This is a genomic window from Candidatus Nitrosotalea bavarica (assembly GCF_900167955.1).
GTDB classification, from domain to species: Archaea; Thermoproteota; Nitrososphaeria; order Nitrososphaerales; family Nitrosopumilaceae; genus Nitrosotalea; species Nitrosotalea bavarica.
Genome location: NZ_FUYK01000013.1, coordinates 29,496 through 43,062, shown reverse-complemented (window position 1 = coordinate 43,062; position 13,567 = coordinate 29,496). Strand labels below are relative to the sequence as shown.

The window sequence follows — 13,567 nt, the reverse complement described above, 5'->3', positions numbered from 1 at the left end:
CGGTTCACATATTACAAAGATGAATTTTTCCACTCTGATTCAGACTTTCCAGATTTAAAAGTGCATCATGATAACTTGCCCTATTTGCAAGTTCATGTTCTAGTTTATTGATACCTTTTTGTCCATTAGTAAAATCATGCATTCTGGATGGGTGAATGGCGTGCAGTAATTGATGTACCAATACAACAGTTATCATCCTTCTGTTATCTCTAGTATCTTCCCTGAGCATATCATGAATACATATTTTGTACAAGGGTTGACTTAGTAACCCTCTAATCAGATTGATATCACCTGATGCATTACCATTATTTTGTATCTTCACATCAAAGGTCTTGTGTGCAAAGAAATTTGCACAGTCTACAAAGCTTTTATCATCAGGTTTTTCATCATGATATTCCACGATCAAATTTTTTGCATCTTCTAGACAATCAGATAGCCAATACGGACTATCCGTGATAGAGGTCATCGAAGATACATTTTTCACACTAGGTTCCACATTGATGTTTACAGTATCTATTGAAGAGGGCATATGCAATTCGTTTGGAGATTGAGATACAATAGAATTTGAAAAAGCGTCTGCTTTAACATACTCTACATTCTCAAGCATCGTGCATTTGTGTCTCTGAGGTGATAGATGGTCTTTACAATAGACATATCCGCATAATTTACAAGGCATGCTCAAAGTTCCATCGATTTTTGTCCCATCAAACGTGCAATATTTTTCCGTAATTTACGAATAGAATCCATTTAAAATAAAGTTGGTTGTTTATGGATTTGACTAAAAGGTTTAGGACATCTAAGTATTTTACGGAATTACGCTGTATGAAAAATATACCGCATCCATCTCAAAGAGATATCCAATATTTTTTAGGATTTTTATGCCATTTAAGTAATTCTTTTTTTTCTTCTTCGCTGACATAATTTCTTGAAACTGCAGCTTCAATTAGATCTGAGAATATAAGCAGTGGATGCATTTTGCATTTCGTTTTCTCAAAGTTCTTCTTTGCAATATCGAGATCATAAGTAAAGATAAAGACGCAGTCACTTACCTTTCCTCCATTTCTTCTCACAGCCGTGATTGCAGATATTGCACTTCTGCCTGTACTTACAAGATCTTCAATCACTAAAATTCTATCACCTTTTTTCATATCACCTTCTATCTGTCTCTTTTTACCGTAGCCTTTAGCTTCAGGTCTTATGTATATCATAGGCTTGTTAAGTCTCTCAGCAATTAGTGCAGCCCATGGAATTCCTGCAGTGGACACACCTCCAACAATATCAAAATCCAATCTTTTTGCAATCTTGACTACTTCATCAACAACGGTTCGTCTCTTATTTGGATAGCTTATCAATCGCCTATTGTCGCAATACATAGGCCCTTTGATACCAGATACAAAAGTGTACAAGTATGGTTTTGTAAAACTAAAAGTTACTGCTTTTATGTCAAGTAACATTTCAGCAACCCGCTTTGAAGCCTTAATTACCAATAACCATCAAACATACAACAAATACGACGTATTTCTGAATAACGATTTATTCAGAGAAGACTAATAACATAAAAAAAATTGATTACCAAAGATGGTAGATGTAATTTTCTTTTTCAATGTTTAAGAACAGTTTTAATTTTTTAAACTAATGTCCTACAGCAGCAAGGCCCATATTTTCTGTTAGATTTATTGTGAGATGTCTTCCACTAGTTTGAGTTGTCGTAGAGTTTGTACTAGTTGAGTTTACAGCAGGAGTTGTAGTTGGGGTTACAGGATTAGTTGTTGCATGGTTTGTTGGAGTTACAGGGGTTGCAGGTGCAATATTATTACTCCAAGTTTTAGTGAGGTTAACAGTAACATCAAATCCAGCCAAGGTGCCAGTAAGTATCGATGCAGTTTCTTGGTTTGAGTTTACATCTATCGCAAATCTTGCAGTGTCACCCGCTTTAAAGGCGCCAATTTGTCCTGGGTCTGTTACCGTAGACATCAGACAAGTAGCAGTAGAAGAAGAACAATTAGTGCTCTGAGATATAGAAATGTGTGCCAGTCCTCTTCCCGCCGGAGACTGGATTATAATTATACCATTATTTCCATTAATGACAGTCCACATGATTGCACCATGAAAATTACTGCTTTCAGCAATAGGTCCTTTTGTGGACAATTTCATAGTATTTGTCGTAGTTTGCCCATATACAGCATGGTCAAGAGGTAAAGATGCAATACCTAGTACCAGAATTATCATGAAACTTGCTATTAATTTGGACTTCATTGCCATACTTGAATCAGATAGCCTAGAAATTCACAATGGTGAAAAAATATGAAGAAATTAGCTAGGTTTCATCAAGATTTTTCCAAACAAATTTCCTTTGAGCATCTTACAATGAGCCTCTACAGCATTTTCAAATGCATAGATCGAGTCAATAATAGGTCTCAACTTACCTTTGGATACCCAAAACATCCCGGATTCAAGTTCAGCACGAGTACCTTGAGTAGAGCCCAAGATGCTAACACCTTTGAAGAAAATATGTCTCAGATCTGTATTTACATCATATCCCGTAGTTGCTCCAGTTGTAACTAGAGTAGAGCCGTATTTTAGCAAGGCAAGTTCCTTGTTCCAATGTGAACCACCAATATGTTCAAAGATTACATCTATGCCAGGACCAGTTTGTTTCTTTTTTGCAAGATCTTTTGATATAGCATAGACTTGTTTGTGCCAGTCATCTTGCCTATGATCTACAGCAAAGTCCGCGCCAAGTTTTAAGCAATCTTCCAATTTGCTTTGACTTGCAGTTGTAATGACATCACAATCATATAGTTTAGCTATTTGGATACCAAATGTTCCCATTCCTGATCCCCCGCCCATTATCAAAACAGTTTGTCCCGGCCTTATCTTTGCACGACCAACTAACATGTGCCAAGAAGTGGTCATTGTCATTGACGCCGCTGCTGCATTTTCAAAACTAATATTATCAGGAATTTTCAAAACGTTTACTTCTGGAAGATGAGCATATTCACAAAAACCTCCCCACAGAGGTCCTGTTTGAAATCCCCATATTTTCCTATTACGACAATCATATTCACGGCCCTCGGTACATGCAATACAAACTCTACATGAAAGATTCCCATGCGAAACAACTCTATCTCTAATCTTTATTGTTGTAACATCATCACCTATTGCAACTACTTCTCCTGCAGCATCAGTTCCCGAAATATGTGGCATTGGAATTTGAATCGGTTTTCCCCTCATACCCCATATATCATCATGATTTAGTCCAGCCATTTTGACTTTGAAGACTACTTCATGTGATTTTGGTATAGGAATAGGAATCTCTTCAATTTTCAATATCTTTGAAAAATTATCATCAGGTGCATATTCTTCATACACTAATGCTTTCATAGCATCTTTGAAATAATTCCATCAATATTAAGAAATTGTTCTAGTTTAAGAAATGTATGATAAAATTAGAACTATGCTTGGTCCATAGAATCAAAAATATGATATTATTTTACAAATAAATAGTCACTATCATTTCTTAATTTATCCAAAGCCAAAATATTTTCCATGTCATTTCGTGTGCTCGCGATAGGCATTACTTTTGGATTTTCTTCTATTATAACAAACATGTTATTTCGTTCATGTTTGATTTTGATGCTAGATAGTTTGCTCCTGAATAGCTTACTTTTCTTTCCGTCAGATGCCACCATAAATTTTTCTACGACTAACAGTCCATTTTTTACCATAAAATTAATTTTTCTGTGAACAGTTGTACGCGAAATTTGAGTTTCTTGTATAATATCATTCATGGATTTTGCAGTATCACGTGTACAATTAATTATGCTCATAGATTGTTCGTCCGACAAAGAATGCAGTATTGCGTTATAGAACGTTACACTATCAACTGTCATAGAATCACCTTTTTTCATCATGAAAGGATAAAGAATTATTTTGATTTAAGATGTCATTTTCACATTATGAACAAACAGAATAGAACGTAATATTAGATAATGATTTTTTTGCTAAAACTGAAAATTACAACGTTTTCATGTACAGTTTTAGAGTCAATACGAATATGGAGCGATTCCAAAATATTTGTCACATATAATACAATAAACTGCAGCCATTTAGATCCCAACTGAGTTTCAAAAATTAATCTATATTGGTCATTTTTTACAGTGTTGGTAAAACTAAACCATCCACAATATTTACTCATCACAACAAAATGATTCTCGGTTATCTCATCTAATTTGTATTCAATACCCTGTATCGCAAAAAGCTTTCTCACTGCATCAGGTCCTTCTTTTGCAATCTCCTCAAGATCTATATCAGATATCTTATCAATCATTCTAGAGAAAAGAAAATCGAACATTGTTACTGCAGGTAACGCATTAATTTGCATATCAAAAGAGACATTTTTGAAAAGGATTTTCGTAATAAGTGCATTTAATGGAAGATCTCGCTTGTCAGCCTCTTTTTTCAATATTGATGAAACAGAATTTGGTAGTCTGAGTGTAACTCTATGAGAGCCAACTCTATTTTCCAAATTTTCGTGCATCATCTTTTTGTGATATATGCAATTTGTCATATAAACAAGTCCATAAATTCCAAAGTTTGGAATTAATCATTACACATAAAGATTAAAGAAGCAAAATCATTTGAAAAAATATTAACGAAGTTTTTATTAACATAATTTTAGATTTCACGACCATGTTTTAGTGCTAAATCCATTTTTATCATATCTAGTTTCTCAACAGAGTCATGCAGACAGGGTTTAAGATCATATAGAGCTCAATTGAAAAAAAGTTGAATAAGATAGTATTTTTTGTCAAGCCAGATACGGTTACGACTAACAGATAGAGATATCAATCTAACAGAAAAAATAATCTAAAGACATGGAGAATAATTAATGAATTTCATATATTTTGTATCTACAAAATCAAATTACATTATACCACTAGCATTATTCTTAGGAGCTCTTTTGATTTACGGATATGATTTAGAAGGACAACCAAGACATGGAGATGAAATCAATTATCTTGGATGGGCCGGAAATTATATCAAGCTGATAAATAATGGGGATTTTGCAAATTCATGTTTGATATCAATTGATAACTGCAATTCTTTGTATCACATACCTGCACATGGAGCAACATACAGTCCACTGCGCATGATTTTGATCGGACTGCCTCTAAGTTTTGAACATCAAGATTCTGGAAATTTTTATGATTGGTCGTGTTATTGGTTTACTTGCTATAATTTTCACTATGCACCCACAGTTGAACAGATGGCAGCAGGACGCTTGCTCTCACCAGTCTTTGGCGCATTAACCATAGTTGTTGCGTTTCTAGTTGGAAAGATTCTCTTTAACAGATATGTGGGATTTGCATTCTCACTTCTTTTCCTGTTTTACAATCTTTGGGTATGGTACAGTAGAACAATAATGACCGAAGTGCATTACATTTTCTTTAGTATGCTCTCATTATTGCTTTTGCTTTACTCTTTCAGAACTGGGCATTTGAAGATAAAATATTTCATTTTAAGTACAATTTCATTTGGTTGTGCAATAACTTCAAAGCTATTATCGGTAGAATTTTTACCCTTGTTTGCTACAATTATAATAACAAATTATTTTTTCAATTCATCTAAAACTAATAGCTATACAAAAAAACTTGTAAAAATAATATCCATTATTTCGGTATTTTTCTTATTATCAATATTTTCATTTTTACTAACACAGCCAGGATTTTATAAAGATCCACTTCTTCAAATTAAAACAATAAAGTCAGATATGGATAATTACAACAGAGATGTTTGGTTCATTGCATATCCAACCATTCAAGGCATTCAACCTACCCGAATGATCTCACTCTTTCATTATACATTATTTCCAAGCCCCATACAACATCAGATCCCAGGAGCTTATCCAAATTCCACGTTTAATTTAGGATGGAATAATCCTCCTACCAATTCTAGCATACCAATTACGATTTTTTTCTTCATAGGATTCGCGTATTTGATTCAGAAGATAAGAAGATCTAGAGATTGCAAATCAGAAATACTGATCCTCTCATGGTTTGTAAGTACTTTCATTTTAACACTCATGATTGCAAGAGACTTTTCATTAGAAAGATATCTTTTGCCATTTTTACTTGCCATTATTTTTATTGCGTCGTATGGATTTTGGAATTTTATAAAAAACATACCAAGTAGAAAAATAAAAATATCTTTTGCAGCATATTTTCTATTTGTACATGCTGTTACGTCCATGTCATATTGGCAAAAAATCTACCAATCACCAGGTACACTCTGGACTAATCCTTTACCGTATGGAACATTACAAGAATCACTAGTCAATCCATTTACCTTATTTGTAAATTTGACATTTATTGTCTTTTTCATATACATCATTCTAGTTAGATTTCGTGTTAAAGTAGCAGTCTGATTTTAAATTTTAAAACACTATTCTTCAGAATCACAATCTTCAAGTCTATTTTGGTTGTAGAGTAACTTGTTATCTCCTATTTTTATAATAGAGCCAATCATAAAACACAATTCGCTTCTTTTTCCACTAGAATCTATTATTACAATTGATGAGACATCATCACATGGTACAGATACTAAGATAATAGAATCCTTTTGATCATTTTGAACTTCAACCCAGCAGGCGTTTGGTAAAATAACCTTACATTCCAGAAAATTAGGTAGCGATATATCTACAGACACGAGTCAACTATTTTTTCACCATTTATTATACATTATTTTGATTAGTATCATTGTTAATCATAGAATCAAAATCGATTGATGAAGGACAATATACCCATAAAACCTGATGGATTTTTGACAATAAATGTCTGATAACCTATTAGAAGTAATCGAACAGCTAATGAATTCTGGTACAGTGGATTCGCAAAGACTAGATCATATCCTGACTTCTATCAAAACAGGAAAAAAGATCTATTCATCTGATCAGAGATATCTCGAGGCAGTAATTTCTAAAAATATAACAAATGAATTTGTTCCAAGATTAATTGAAGAAGTAAAAAGTTTGAGCAAGTCTGTTGAAAAAGAAGTTGAAAAAACATTACATATTAAAACAAGTCCCTTGTGGTATTACTTGCCTCTTTTTTTCAATATAGTGGGAGGTACAATCTCTTATGTCATATTAAGAAAGACCGATTTGCAAAAAGCGAAAAAGTGCTTTATTTTCGGTCTAATATTATTTCTGATTCCAATTACTATATTTGTTGTACTTAATCTTGTTCCAGGCATGCAATATTCTGCATATATGGTAAAAAAAGCAGCAGGTGAACAAAACCTAAGAATCTACGATGTGGCCATAATAGACTCTAACATACATATTGAGAACGTAAAAGTTGGCGATGTCATAATTTTCTACAATCCAGGAACACATCAGGAAGTACTAATTCATAGAGTTGTGCAGATACTTTCCAAAGATCCATTCACTATCAAAACAAAGGGAGATAAGAGCTTAGAGTCCATAGATGGATTGGATTATCCAATTACAAAACAAGAGTACATTGGTAAGTTAGTATACATAATACCACAGATTGGATATGTCGCAAAACTTGTCACTGCAAAATCAATTCTGATAACTATTTCTACCATTGTTGGAATTGGTGTTGTTCAACACATGCTATATCGTAAGAAAAAATCTTCGTCGATAGACCAAAATTCATGATACAGAATAAAATATTCATATTTCAGATATCATTTAGATTATTTTCATTTTATTTGTTATTCTTTTAGCCCTCATTTTTTCTTAATTCTCCTTCTTGTTAAAAAAGGCATTAAGGCAAAAAATCTTACAATGTTCACAGAGACAGGTTAAGGAGTACAAAGAGAAACCCTCATTTGTTGAAAGACTTTAAGAATTCATTGTAAAAGATTTGCCAAATGATGATGAAAAGAAACCCGATGATAAGATTATCATGGATTATGAATAAATAATTAGAGAGAGAGCACTGTTAACATCTTTTGAAGGTTTTTTGTGTGGTTTTTTGTTGACCATAGCAGTGAATTCTTCTAATAATTTCATACTTGTCAATAAAGCAATTCTTCTAATTGTCATATCATCAATAACAGTATCAATCTCACTTTTCATTATGCCAGTAATTTATCATCATTTAGAATATTCATACCTCGATTTTGAAAAGTTCAAAAAAGAAGTCACAAGTTTATACTCTATGGACTAGTACCTGCAATGATCACTCTATTTTTAGGCATAGAATTAGCCATGTCTTCAGTATTAACAAATAATATTTTTGCATATGTGTTGGGCGCAATACCATTTATGCTTGTAGGAATAGTCTACAAATTACGAAAATAACAATAATTTCTAATTACATTCATAGGTTATTTTTAATTATATGATCAATAACAAATAACGGAAAATTCTTTCAAACCACATAGAAGGCATCAGATATATCCCAAAACAGCATAATTGAAATATTTAGAATCCAAACTACACTAGTTGAAAAGATCCCTTTTCACATTAGTCTTAGTAGGAGGCTTTTCAGCCATAATCATATTCCTAGTAACAAGTTTTCTACCTTTAACTATCACATCGGAGAAATACAGCATTTTGGTTGATCCAATCATGATTCAAGATGAGATGGGAACAGAAACACATGTTACCATAAAAAATACCGGTACAGATACCTTGACTAACATTGTAGTAAATTATGGGGAAGCTGTAAAACCAGATGTTATTCCCAAATTAGATTCTGGAGAAAAAATTTCACTCTCACCACCAGTTGGTAGCGACTTAAAGGTGGTAAAAGTAACTACAGATGAAGGAATAGATATAACAAAAGTATACCGAACTCCTACTAGTGTAAGCTTTGTTGGAAACTCCGGCTACGGCGGATAACATTGCATGTTTACCTCAATATCACATTCAGTAGAATGTTAAGAATTATTTTCACTGACAAAATAAAATCAAGATTTAGTCAGAATATTTTTTTGCAGTTTTTATTAATTTTAAAGCTATTTTTTCAGCATCAGAATCTGGCAATATAGTACATAAAATAATACCATATCGTCCAAGTGGAACGGTAATTCGTTTTACTTTTTCATATTTTGCCATAGCATATAGCGGCTCACCAAGAGTTCTATGAGATCTTCTAGTTACCCATCTAAGTGAGGCATCTGCAAGAGATTTTTCTATAGCCTCCTTTGTTTGTAGACTTTTAGTTCCCGCGCGTTCCCTATAATGAAAATCTGTCCTATAAGACATTGCAACCATGAGAATGTCTGCATCAGATTGTATAATTTCTTCACATATTTTTTCAAGATTCATCATTTCTTTCCCGAGAGAGTATCTCCTTTTTCATAGCATTTTTCAGCCGAATCAAATAATGCAATTGATCGGTTTATCATTTTTGGAGCATTATTACGGTCATCATTTGCTTTGTCAACTAGAGACTGTCCAAAGTTTCTCAGAGCATTGGCTTTGTTATACCATGCATTGGCATATTCAGGTGCAATCTCAATTGCAGCATCATAGCACATAATGGCCTCTTCAAATCTATTTAGCCGTGATAAGACAATACCTTTGTTATTCCAAGAACTAATATGGTTTGGATCTAGTTCAAGCGCCTTATCATATGCAATTAATGCATCATCATTATTTCCCTCTTTTGCTCGTTCATTACCTATACCATACCAATAATTGTAATCATTACTTGTCATATGTAATATTATTTTATTGACCTATTTTAAGAACAAGATATCAAGACAATTCCACACTTTAGACATAATAAATAACAAGATATCAGATTAGAGAAATGTATGCCATCCATTTTCTACAAGCGCTATTGAGTATTATTTATCCTTCACGCTAATTTGACATGAAGAACAATTTCAACATCTCGTAAAGATTAAAAAATCATGTAGACATTTTTCATGTTTTTGATAATATTACTTACACCAATAAAAAAATTCGTTTTTAAACGCAATTCTTTTGTAGAATTACATCAACTTACCATTTCTATGAACTGCATAACTTTATCATCATAATTAAATGCAGTCAACTCTTTTACAATTGAATTGGTTATTTCTTGATGATCTACACCAAAAATTTCTTGTAGTATTCCCTTTAGATATTCTGGATGTTCATGGCATTCTGCAATAGATGAGTTAAATTTCTTGTAGAGTCCATAGTTTACTTCATCTAAAAGTGGAATCCCACCTTTTTTAAGCAAAGTACTTTCTATTGCTACTGAAACTAGAGCTTTTTTTGTCTTATTCATATATAGAAATATGATGCAATGATTTTAGATAAGAATCTGACTGTTATTTCATTCAAAATAATTTACAAAAATGGAATATTGTAACAAAGATCGATTCCAATCTGGAAATCCAAAAAACTATCTAACTGATCGGATTGGTATGGATATATCTTCAATTGGAAGCAAAATGTGAACAGATGTACCCTTTCCCTTCCCTTCAGACTCTGCCCAAATCTTCCCCCCATGATTATCAATGATTCCCTTACAGACTGACAATCCAAGTCCAGTTCCCCCATGTTCTCGAGTTGCTTTGGTATCTACTTGGTAGAATTTAACAAAGATTTGCTCAAGATCACTTTTGGCAATTCCTATACCATTATCTTTTACTAGAATTTTTGCCATACCATCTTCTTTATATGATTTAATCAGTATGGTTCCCGTTTGTTTTGGAATAAAGTCTAAAGCATTTGTAATCAGGTTTGTCAATACTTGTTGTAATCTTATTTTATCACAATAACAAAAGAGTGCAGACATGAGATCAGTTGTAATTGCAATTTCTTTTCTTTCAGCACTTGGCTTCATTCTATCTATTGATTCTGTAATAATTTGAGATAGACTTTGTATTTCCTTATGAAGTACCAGCTGTCCAAGTTCAATCTTTTGTGAATCTAATATATCAGAGATTAATTTCAAAAGCGAGTTGGAGCTAGAACGAATAATTTCTAGTCTCTCTTTTTGAGTAGGATTTAGAGGGCCCAAAGCTTCTGAAAGCAGTATGTCAGCATAACCTTTGATCGGCGCAAGAGGAGTTTTAAGTTCATGTGTTATCATGGCCATAAATTCATCTTTAATCAGATTCAGTTTTTTAAGTTCATCCAGTTGTTTTGATACCAATTCTTCTTTTGCTTGCATTTTATTTCTTACAAGATACATCGTAGTAAGATCTATCAAAGATATAGTTCTTCCAATCAGATTACCTTTTACATCATAAACACTTGCCCCGCTAAGCAACGTTGGAAATATTTTCCCATTTTTTCTTTTTAACCAAATTTCTTTGAGTGATATTTCGTGAGTTTTTTTCCATTTTTTTAATTCAGATTTTAACACATTGATACTTTTTTCTGCACTATGATCAAATATGGATTTTCCAATAATTTGTTTTTTTGTATAACCCAGTTTTTTTGCATATGAGGTATTACAGGATATTATAAAACCATCTTTATCTATAGTTCTTTGCAGGACGGGTGAACTTTCATAAATTTGTCTATAATCAATTTTATCTTCCAACTTCTTTTCTTTAGGCTTGATTTTGTTCATGGTTCGCATCTGCAAATAATTAAGATCTCCAGAATATTAGGTATTAACATCGTCAAATTAAACAAAATAATAGCATAAAAACTCGTAACGGATTGAGTTTAAAACCAAATACCTGTTGATGCATGAATGGAGTAAGACACCTCCTTTTTAGACAATTATTTGAAGAGTTAGAGAATATTTACTTGCCGCCATATTTTAGCCAGGCATTATTTGAGATCTCACCATAATATCGCATACAGTCCTCACAAAATGAATCCCATTCATCAATCTTTAACATATCAAAGAATTCTTTTGTCCAATCATATGAAGGAGATGATCTATACTGAAATTGTTGAATTGTATAGATCTCTTTTTCCTGGAATTTGTTTAGGCACCTTTTGCATTGAGCATTCTTCATTCTTTTCAAACTGTCCTTGTTTAGTAATAAATCAGGCAATGAATAAAGATATCAAGTAACACTATAAAATAAACTCAAGTTGGAACAGAACATTATAGCAATAATTTGTGACTGTGATGAGACACTTGCTCCAGACACCACGGGATTTTTACTCGATTACAACGGATTATCCCAGAAATTATTTTGGGAGAACATATCCAAAATGGTTTCTCAAGGATGGGATCCCCCTTTAGCATACATGAATGAGATTGTAGAGTTGATGAAGTCTGGGCATATCGAACAAGATACCAATGAAAAATTAGCTGGACTTGGAGAACATATTATTCCATATAAAGGAGTTCCAGAATTTATACCAGAATTAAAATCAATGATAAAGCAAAACAAGGATTTTGTTAGGGCCGGTATTAGCCTTGAGTGCTATATCATATCATCAGGAATTGAAGATCTAATCAAAGGTAGTATTCTTACAAAATATTTTGATGGCATATTTGCTGGAAGGTTTGCAACGGATATGCACGATATGATAATAGGAATAAAATCAAGTGTTACGTTTACCGAGAAAACCAAATTTCTGTATGCAATTAACAAGGGAATATCAGGAAGTGACTTGCGAAAAAAACCATATCTTGTAAACAATGCAATCAAGCGTGTAGACAGAAGGATTCCTTTTGAACATATGATATACTTGGGGGATGGGCCAAGTGACATCCCGTGTTTTTCTACAATTCGAGGATATAGTGGAAATTGTGTTGGAATAGTTGGAAAAGATTCAGCCATCAAAGGATATGAACTTGCTCGAGGTAAAAGAACTACCGTAGGTCCGTATTCTCGAGATTATAGAAAAGGAAGTGACTTGCGAATGATGTTAGAGACAATAATTTACAAAGTTGGATATCAAATAGTAGCAAAACACAAAGAATAGTTTATTTTAAAAATCAAGTTTTCAATCTAGAAAAAAATATCAGTGACATCATACTTACAATTAATGCAATAGGCGCAAATGGAAATTCAGGTATTGTGTTATGATTTACTGCCGTAGAACTGGACGAAGTGGAGGATATAGTATTACCATCAGGATAAACAAGTGAGACAGTTATTGCATCATCACCGCTTGCAGCTAAATATCCATCGGTTGGGCCACAAATTGGTGAACATGTAGAGGTAGTTGAGGACAATATTACATATCCTGCAAAATCTCCAGTGTTAAATCCAGTCTCAACAAGCCTGTACTGTATACTACCCTCCCTAGTTGAAATAATCACTTTACTTCCATCCTCTCCTATCGTATCTATTGCATAAGGATTTGAATTAAAATCAGGTGCATGAATTAGAATATCAACCTTAGAACCAGGGGAAAGAACATCTGGAGATATTACAATTAAGGGAGAATTATTTGAAGATACGTATTGTGTACCACAGTTTACATTTGTTGTGCAAGATGCATAAACATCCATAACTGAAATTATGGAATAAGACACTCCAATCAATATAACTATAATTGAGAAATGCAAAATTTTTAGTTTATTAATTTTATGATTCAAAGTAAATCCAGTCAACGATAACGCTCAGAAATTGTCGCTAAATTTTATCACATGTGCATCTAGCTCATGATGCATGT

18 protein-coding genes are annotated in these 13,567 nt (G+C 33.0%); 4 read left to right on the top strand and 14 right to left on the bottom strand.

Features of this window, described 5'->3' with window-relative positions:
- Window positions 1-4: 4 nt before the first annotated feature.
- The 6 genes from C0Q33_RS08540 to C0Q33_RS08515 all read right to left on the bottom strand — a co-directional run bounded on the left by C0Q33_RS08540 (window position 5) and on the right by C0Q33_RS08515 (window position 4,570).
- Complete coding sequence (locus tag C0Q33_RS08540; protein WP_101478179.1) at window positions 5-730, bottom strand: AN1-type zinc finger domain-containing protein; 726 nt, start codon at window positions 728-730, stop codon at window positions 5-7.
- A gap of 115 nt (window positions 731-845) precedes the next feature.
- Entirely contained in the window at window positions 846-1,454 is a 609-nt protein-coding gene (gene pyrE / locus C0Q33_RS08535) for an orotate phosphoribosyltransferase (RefSeq protein ID WP_101478220.1), read from the bottom strand.
- A 178-nt stretch (window positions 1,455-1,632) separates the two neighbouring features.
- Complete coding sequence (locus tag C0Q33_RS08530; protein WP_133121059.1) at window positions 1,633-2,256, bottom strand: hypothetical protein; 624 nt, start codon at window positions 2,254-2,256, stop codon at window positions 1,633-1,635.
- Window positions 2,257-2,313: 57 nt separating this feature from the next.
- Window positions 2,314-3,384: an alcohol dehydrogenase catalytic domain-containing protein gene (locus tag C0Q33_RS08525; protein ID WP_101478177.1), complete on the bottom strand. Its 1,071-nt coding sequence runs from the start codon at window positions 3,382-3,384 to the stop codon at window positions 2,314-2,316.
- Between the two features lie 104 nt (window positions 3,385-3,488).
- A complete protein-coding gene (locus C0Q33_RS08520) occupies window positions 3,489-3,893 on the bottom strand; it encodes a hypothetical protein (protein ID WP_133121058.1) in 405 nt (134 codons plus the stop codon).
- Window positions 3,894-3,985: 92 nt separating this feature from the next.
- Window positions 3,986-4,570, bottom strand: coding sequence for a hypothetical protein (locus C0Q33_RS08515; RefSeq protein WP_101478175.1), 585 nt, complete (start codon window positions 4,568-4,570; stop codon window positions 3,986-3,988).
- Window positions 4,571-4,891: 321 nt separating this feature from the next.
- On the opposite strand from C0Q33_RS08515, the gene C0Q33_RS08510 reads away from it, so the two are divergent.
- Window positions 4,892-6,427 carry a phospholipid carrier-dependent glycosyltransferase gene (locus C0Q33_RS08510; protein ID WP_101478174.1) on the top strand — a complete coding sequence of 512 codons (1,536 nt, stop codon included), beginning with the start codon at window positions 4,892-4,894 and terminating at the stop codon, window positions 6,425-6,427.
- 17 nt (window positions 6,428-6,444) lie between these two features.
- Here C0Q33_RS08510 and C0Q33_RS08505 read toward each other — a convergent pair whose 3' ends face one another.
- Window positions 6,445-6,708 (bottom strand): hypothetical protein, encoded by a 264-nt coding sequence (locus C0Q33_RS08505; protein ID WP_101478173.1) that lies wholly within the window; start codon window positions 6,706-6,708, stop codon window positions 6,445-6,447.
- 124 nt (window positions 6,709-6,832) lie between these two features.
- On the opposite strand from C0Q33_RS08505, the gene C0Q33_RS08500 reads away from it, so the two are divergent.
- Window positions 6,833-7,684, top strand: a complete 852-nt coding sequence (locus C0Q33_RS08500) for a S26 family signal peptidase (protein WP_133121057.1) — start codon at window positions 6,833-6,835, stop codon at window positions 7,682-7,684.
- A gap of 255 nt (window positions 7,685-7,939) precedes the next feature.
- Here the strand turns inward: C0Q33_RS08500 and C0Q33_RS09410 are convergent, their stop codons facing one another.
- Window positions 7,940-8,107, bottom strand: coding sequence for a hypothetical protein (locus C0Q33_RS09410; RefSeq protein ID WP_165776491.1), 168 nt, complete (start codon window positions 8,105-8,107; stop codon window positions 7,940-7,942).
- A gap of 369 nt (window positions 8,108-8,476) precedes the next feature.
- Between C0Q33_RS09410 and C0Q33_RS08495 the strand changes: the two genes are divergently transcribed.
- Window positions 8,477-8,875, top strand: a complete 399-nt coding sequence (locus C0Q33_RS08495) for a hypothetical protein (RefSeq protein ID WP_101478171.1) — start codon at window positions 8,477-8,479, stop codon at window positions 8,873-8,875.
- Between the two features lie 75 nt (window positions 8,876-8,950).
- Here C0Q33_RS08495 and C0Q33_RS08490 read toward each other — a convergent pair whose 3' ends face one another.
- The 5 genes from C0Q33_RS08490 to C0Q33_RS08470 form a co-directional block, all read right to left on the bottom strand.
- A complete protein-coding gene (locus C0Q33_RS08490; protein ID WP_101478170.1) occupies window positions 8,951-9,304 on the bottom strand; it encodes a hypothetical protein in 354 nt (117 codons plus the stop codon).
- Complete coding sequence (locus tag C0Q33_RS08485) at window positions 9,304-9,696, bottom strand: tetratricopeptide repeat protein (protein ID WP_101478169.1); 393 nt, start codon at window positions 9,694-9,696, stop codon at window positions 9,304-9,306. The genes C0Q33_RS08490 and C0Q33_RS08485 overlap by 1 nt, the downstream gene beginning before the upstream one ends.
- A gap of 284 nt (window positions 9,697-9,980) precedes the next feature.
- On the bottom strand, window positions 9,981-10,256 hold the full coding sequence (locus tag C0Q33_RS08480; RefSeq protein WP_101478168.1) for a hypothetical protein: 276 nt from the start codon (window positions 10,254-10,256) through the stop codon (window positions 9,981-9,983).
- Window positions 10,257-10,373: 117 nt separating this feature from the next.
- Entirely contained in the window at window positions 10,374-11,552 is a 1,179-nt protein-coding gene (locus C0Q33_RS08475; protein ID WP_165776490.1) for a PAS domain-containing sensor histidine kinase, read from the bottom strand.
- Window positions 11,553-11,730: 178 nt separating this feature from the next.
- Entirely contained in the window at window positions 11,731-11,988 is a 258-nt protein-coding gene (locus tag C0Q33_RS08470) for a hypothetical protein (protein WP_320416820.1), read from the bottom strand.
- A gap of 40 nt (window positions 11,989-12,028) precedes the next feature.
- Here C0Q33_RS08470 and C0Q33_RS08465 point away from each other — a divergent pair, with 40 nt between their 5' ends.
- Complete coding sequence (locus tag C0Q33_RS08465) at window positions 12,029-12,871, top strand: HAD family hydrolase (RefSeq protein WP_101478165.1); 843 nt, start codon at window positions 12,029-12,031, stop codon at window positions 12,869-12,871.
- Between the two features lie 13 nt (window positions 12,872-12,884).
- Here C0Q33_RS08465 and C0Q33_RS08460 read toward each other — a convergent pair whose 3' ends face one another.
- A complete protein-coding gene (locus C0Q33_RS08460) occupies window positions 12,885-13,436 on the bottom strand; it encodes a hypothetical protein (RefSeq protein ID WP_101478164.1) in 552 nt (183 codons plus the stop codon).
- Window positions 13,437-13,567 lie beyond the last annotated feature (131 nt).

Coding starts and splice junctions, on each gene's coding strand:
- pyrE (WP_101478220.1), bottom strand. CDS start 1,454: ATGTTACTTGACATAAAAGCAGTAACTTTTAGTTTTACAAAACCATAC.
- C0Q33_RS08530 (WP_133121059.1), bottom strand. CDS start 2,256: ATGAAGTCCAAATTAATAGCAAGTTTCATGATAATTCTGGTACTAGGT.
- C0Q33_RS08525 (WP_101478177.1), bottom strand. CDS start 3,384: ATGAAAGCATTAGTGTATGAAGAATATGCACCTGATGATAATTTTTCA.
- C0Q33_RS08520 (WP_133121058.1), bottom strand. CDS start 3,893: ATGACAGTTGATAGTGTAACGTTCTATAACGCAATACTGCATTCTTTG.
- C0Q33_RS08515 (WP_101478175.1), bottom strand. CDS start 4,570: ATGACAAATTGCATATATCACAAAAAGATGATGCACGAAAATTTGGAA.
- C0Q33_RS08510 (WP_101478174.1), top strand. CDS start 4,892: ATGAATTTCATATATTTTGTATCTACAAAATCAAATTACATTATACCA.
- C0Q33_RS08500 (WP_133121057.1), top strand. CDS start 6,833: ATGTCTGATAACCTATTAGAAGTAATCGAACAGCTAATGAATTCTGGT.
- C0Q33_RS09410 (WP_165776491.1), bottom strand. CDS start 8,107: ATGAAAAGTGAGATTGATACTGTTATTGATGATATGACAATTAGAAGA.
- C0Q33_RS08490 (WP_101478170.1), bottom strand. CDS start 9,304: ATGAATCTTGAAAAAATATGTGAAGAAATTATACAATCTGATGCAGAC.
- C0Q33_RS08485 (WP_101478169.1), bottom strand. CDS start 9,696: ATGACAAGTAATGATTACAATTATTGGTATGGTATAGGTAATGAACGA.
- C0Q33_RS08480 (WP_101478168.1), bottom strand. CDS start 10,256: ATGAATAAGACAAAAAAAGCTCTAGTTTCAGTAGCAATAGAAAGTACT.
- C0Q33_RS08475 (WP_165776490.1), bottom strand. CDS start 11,552: ATGAACAAAATCAAGCCTAAAGAAAAGAAGTTGGAAGATAAAATTGAT.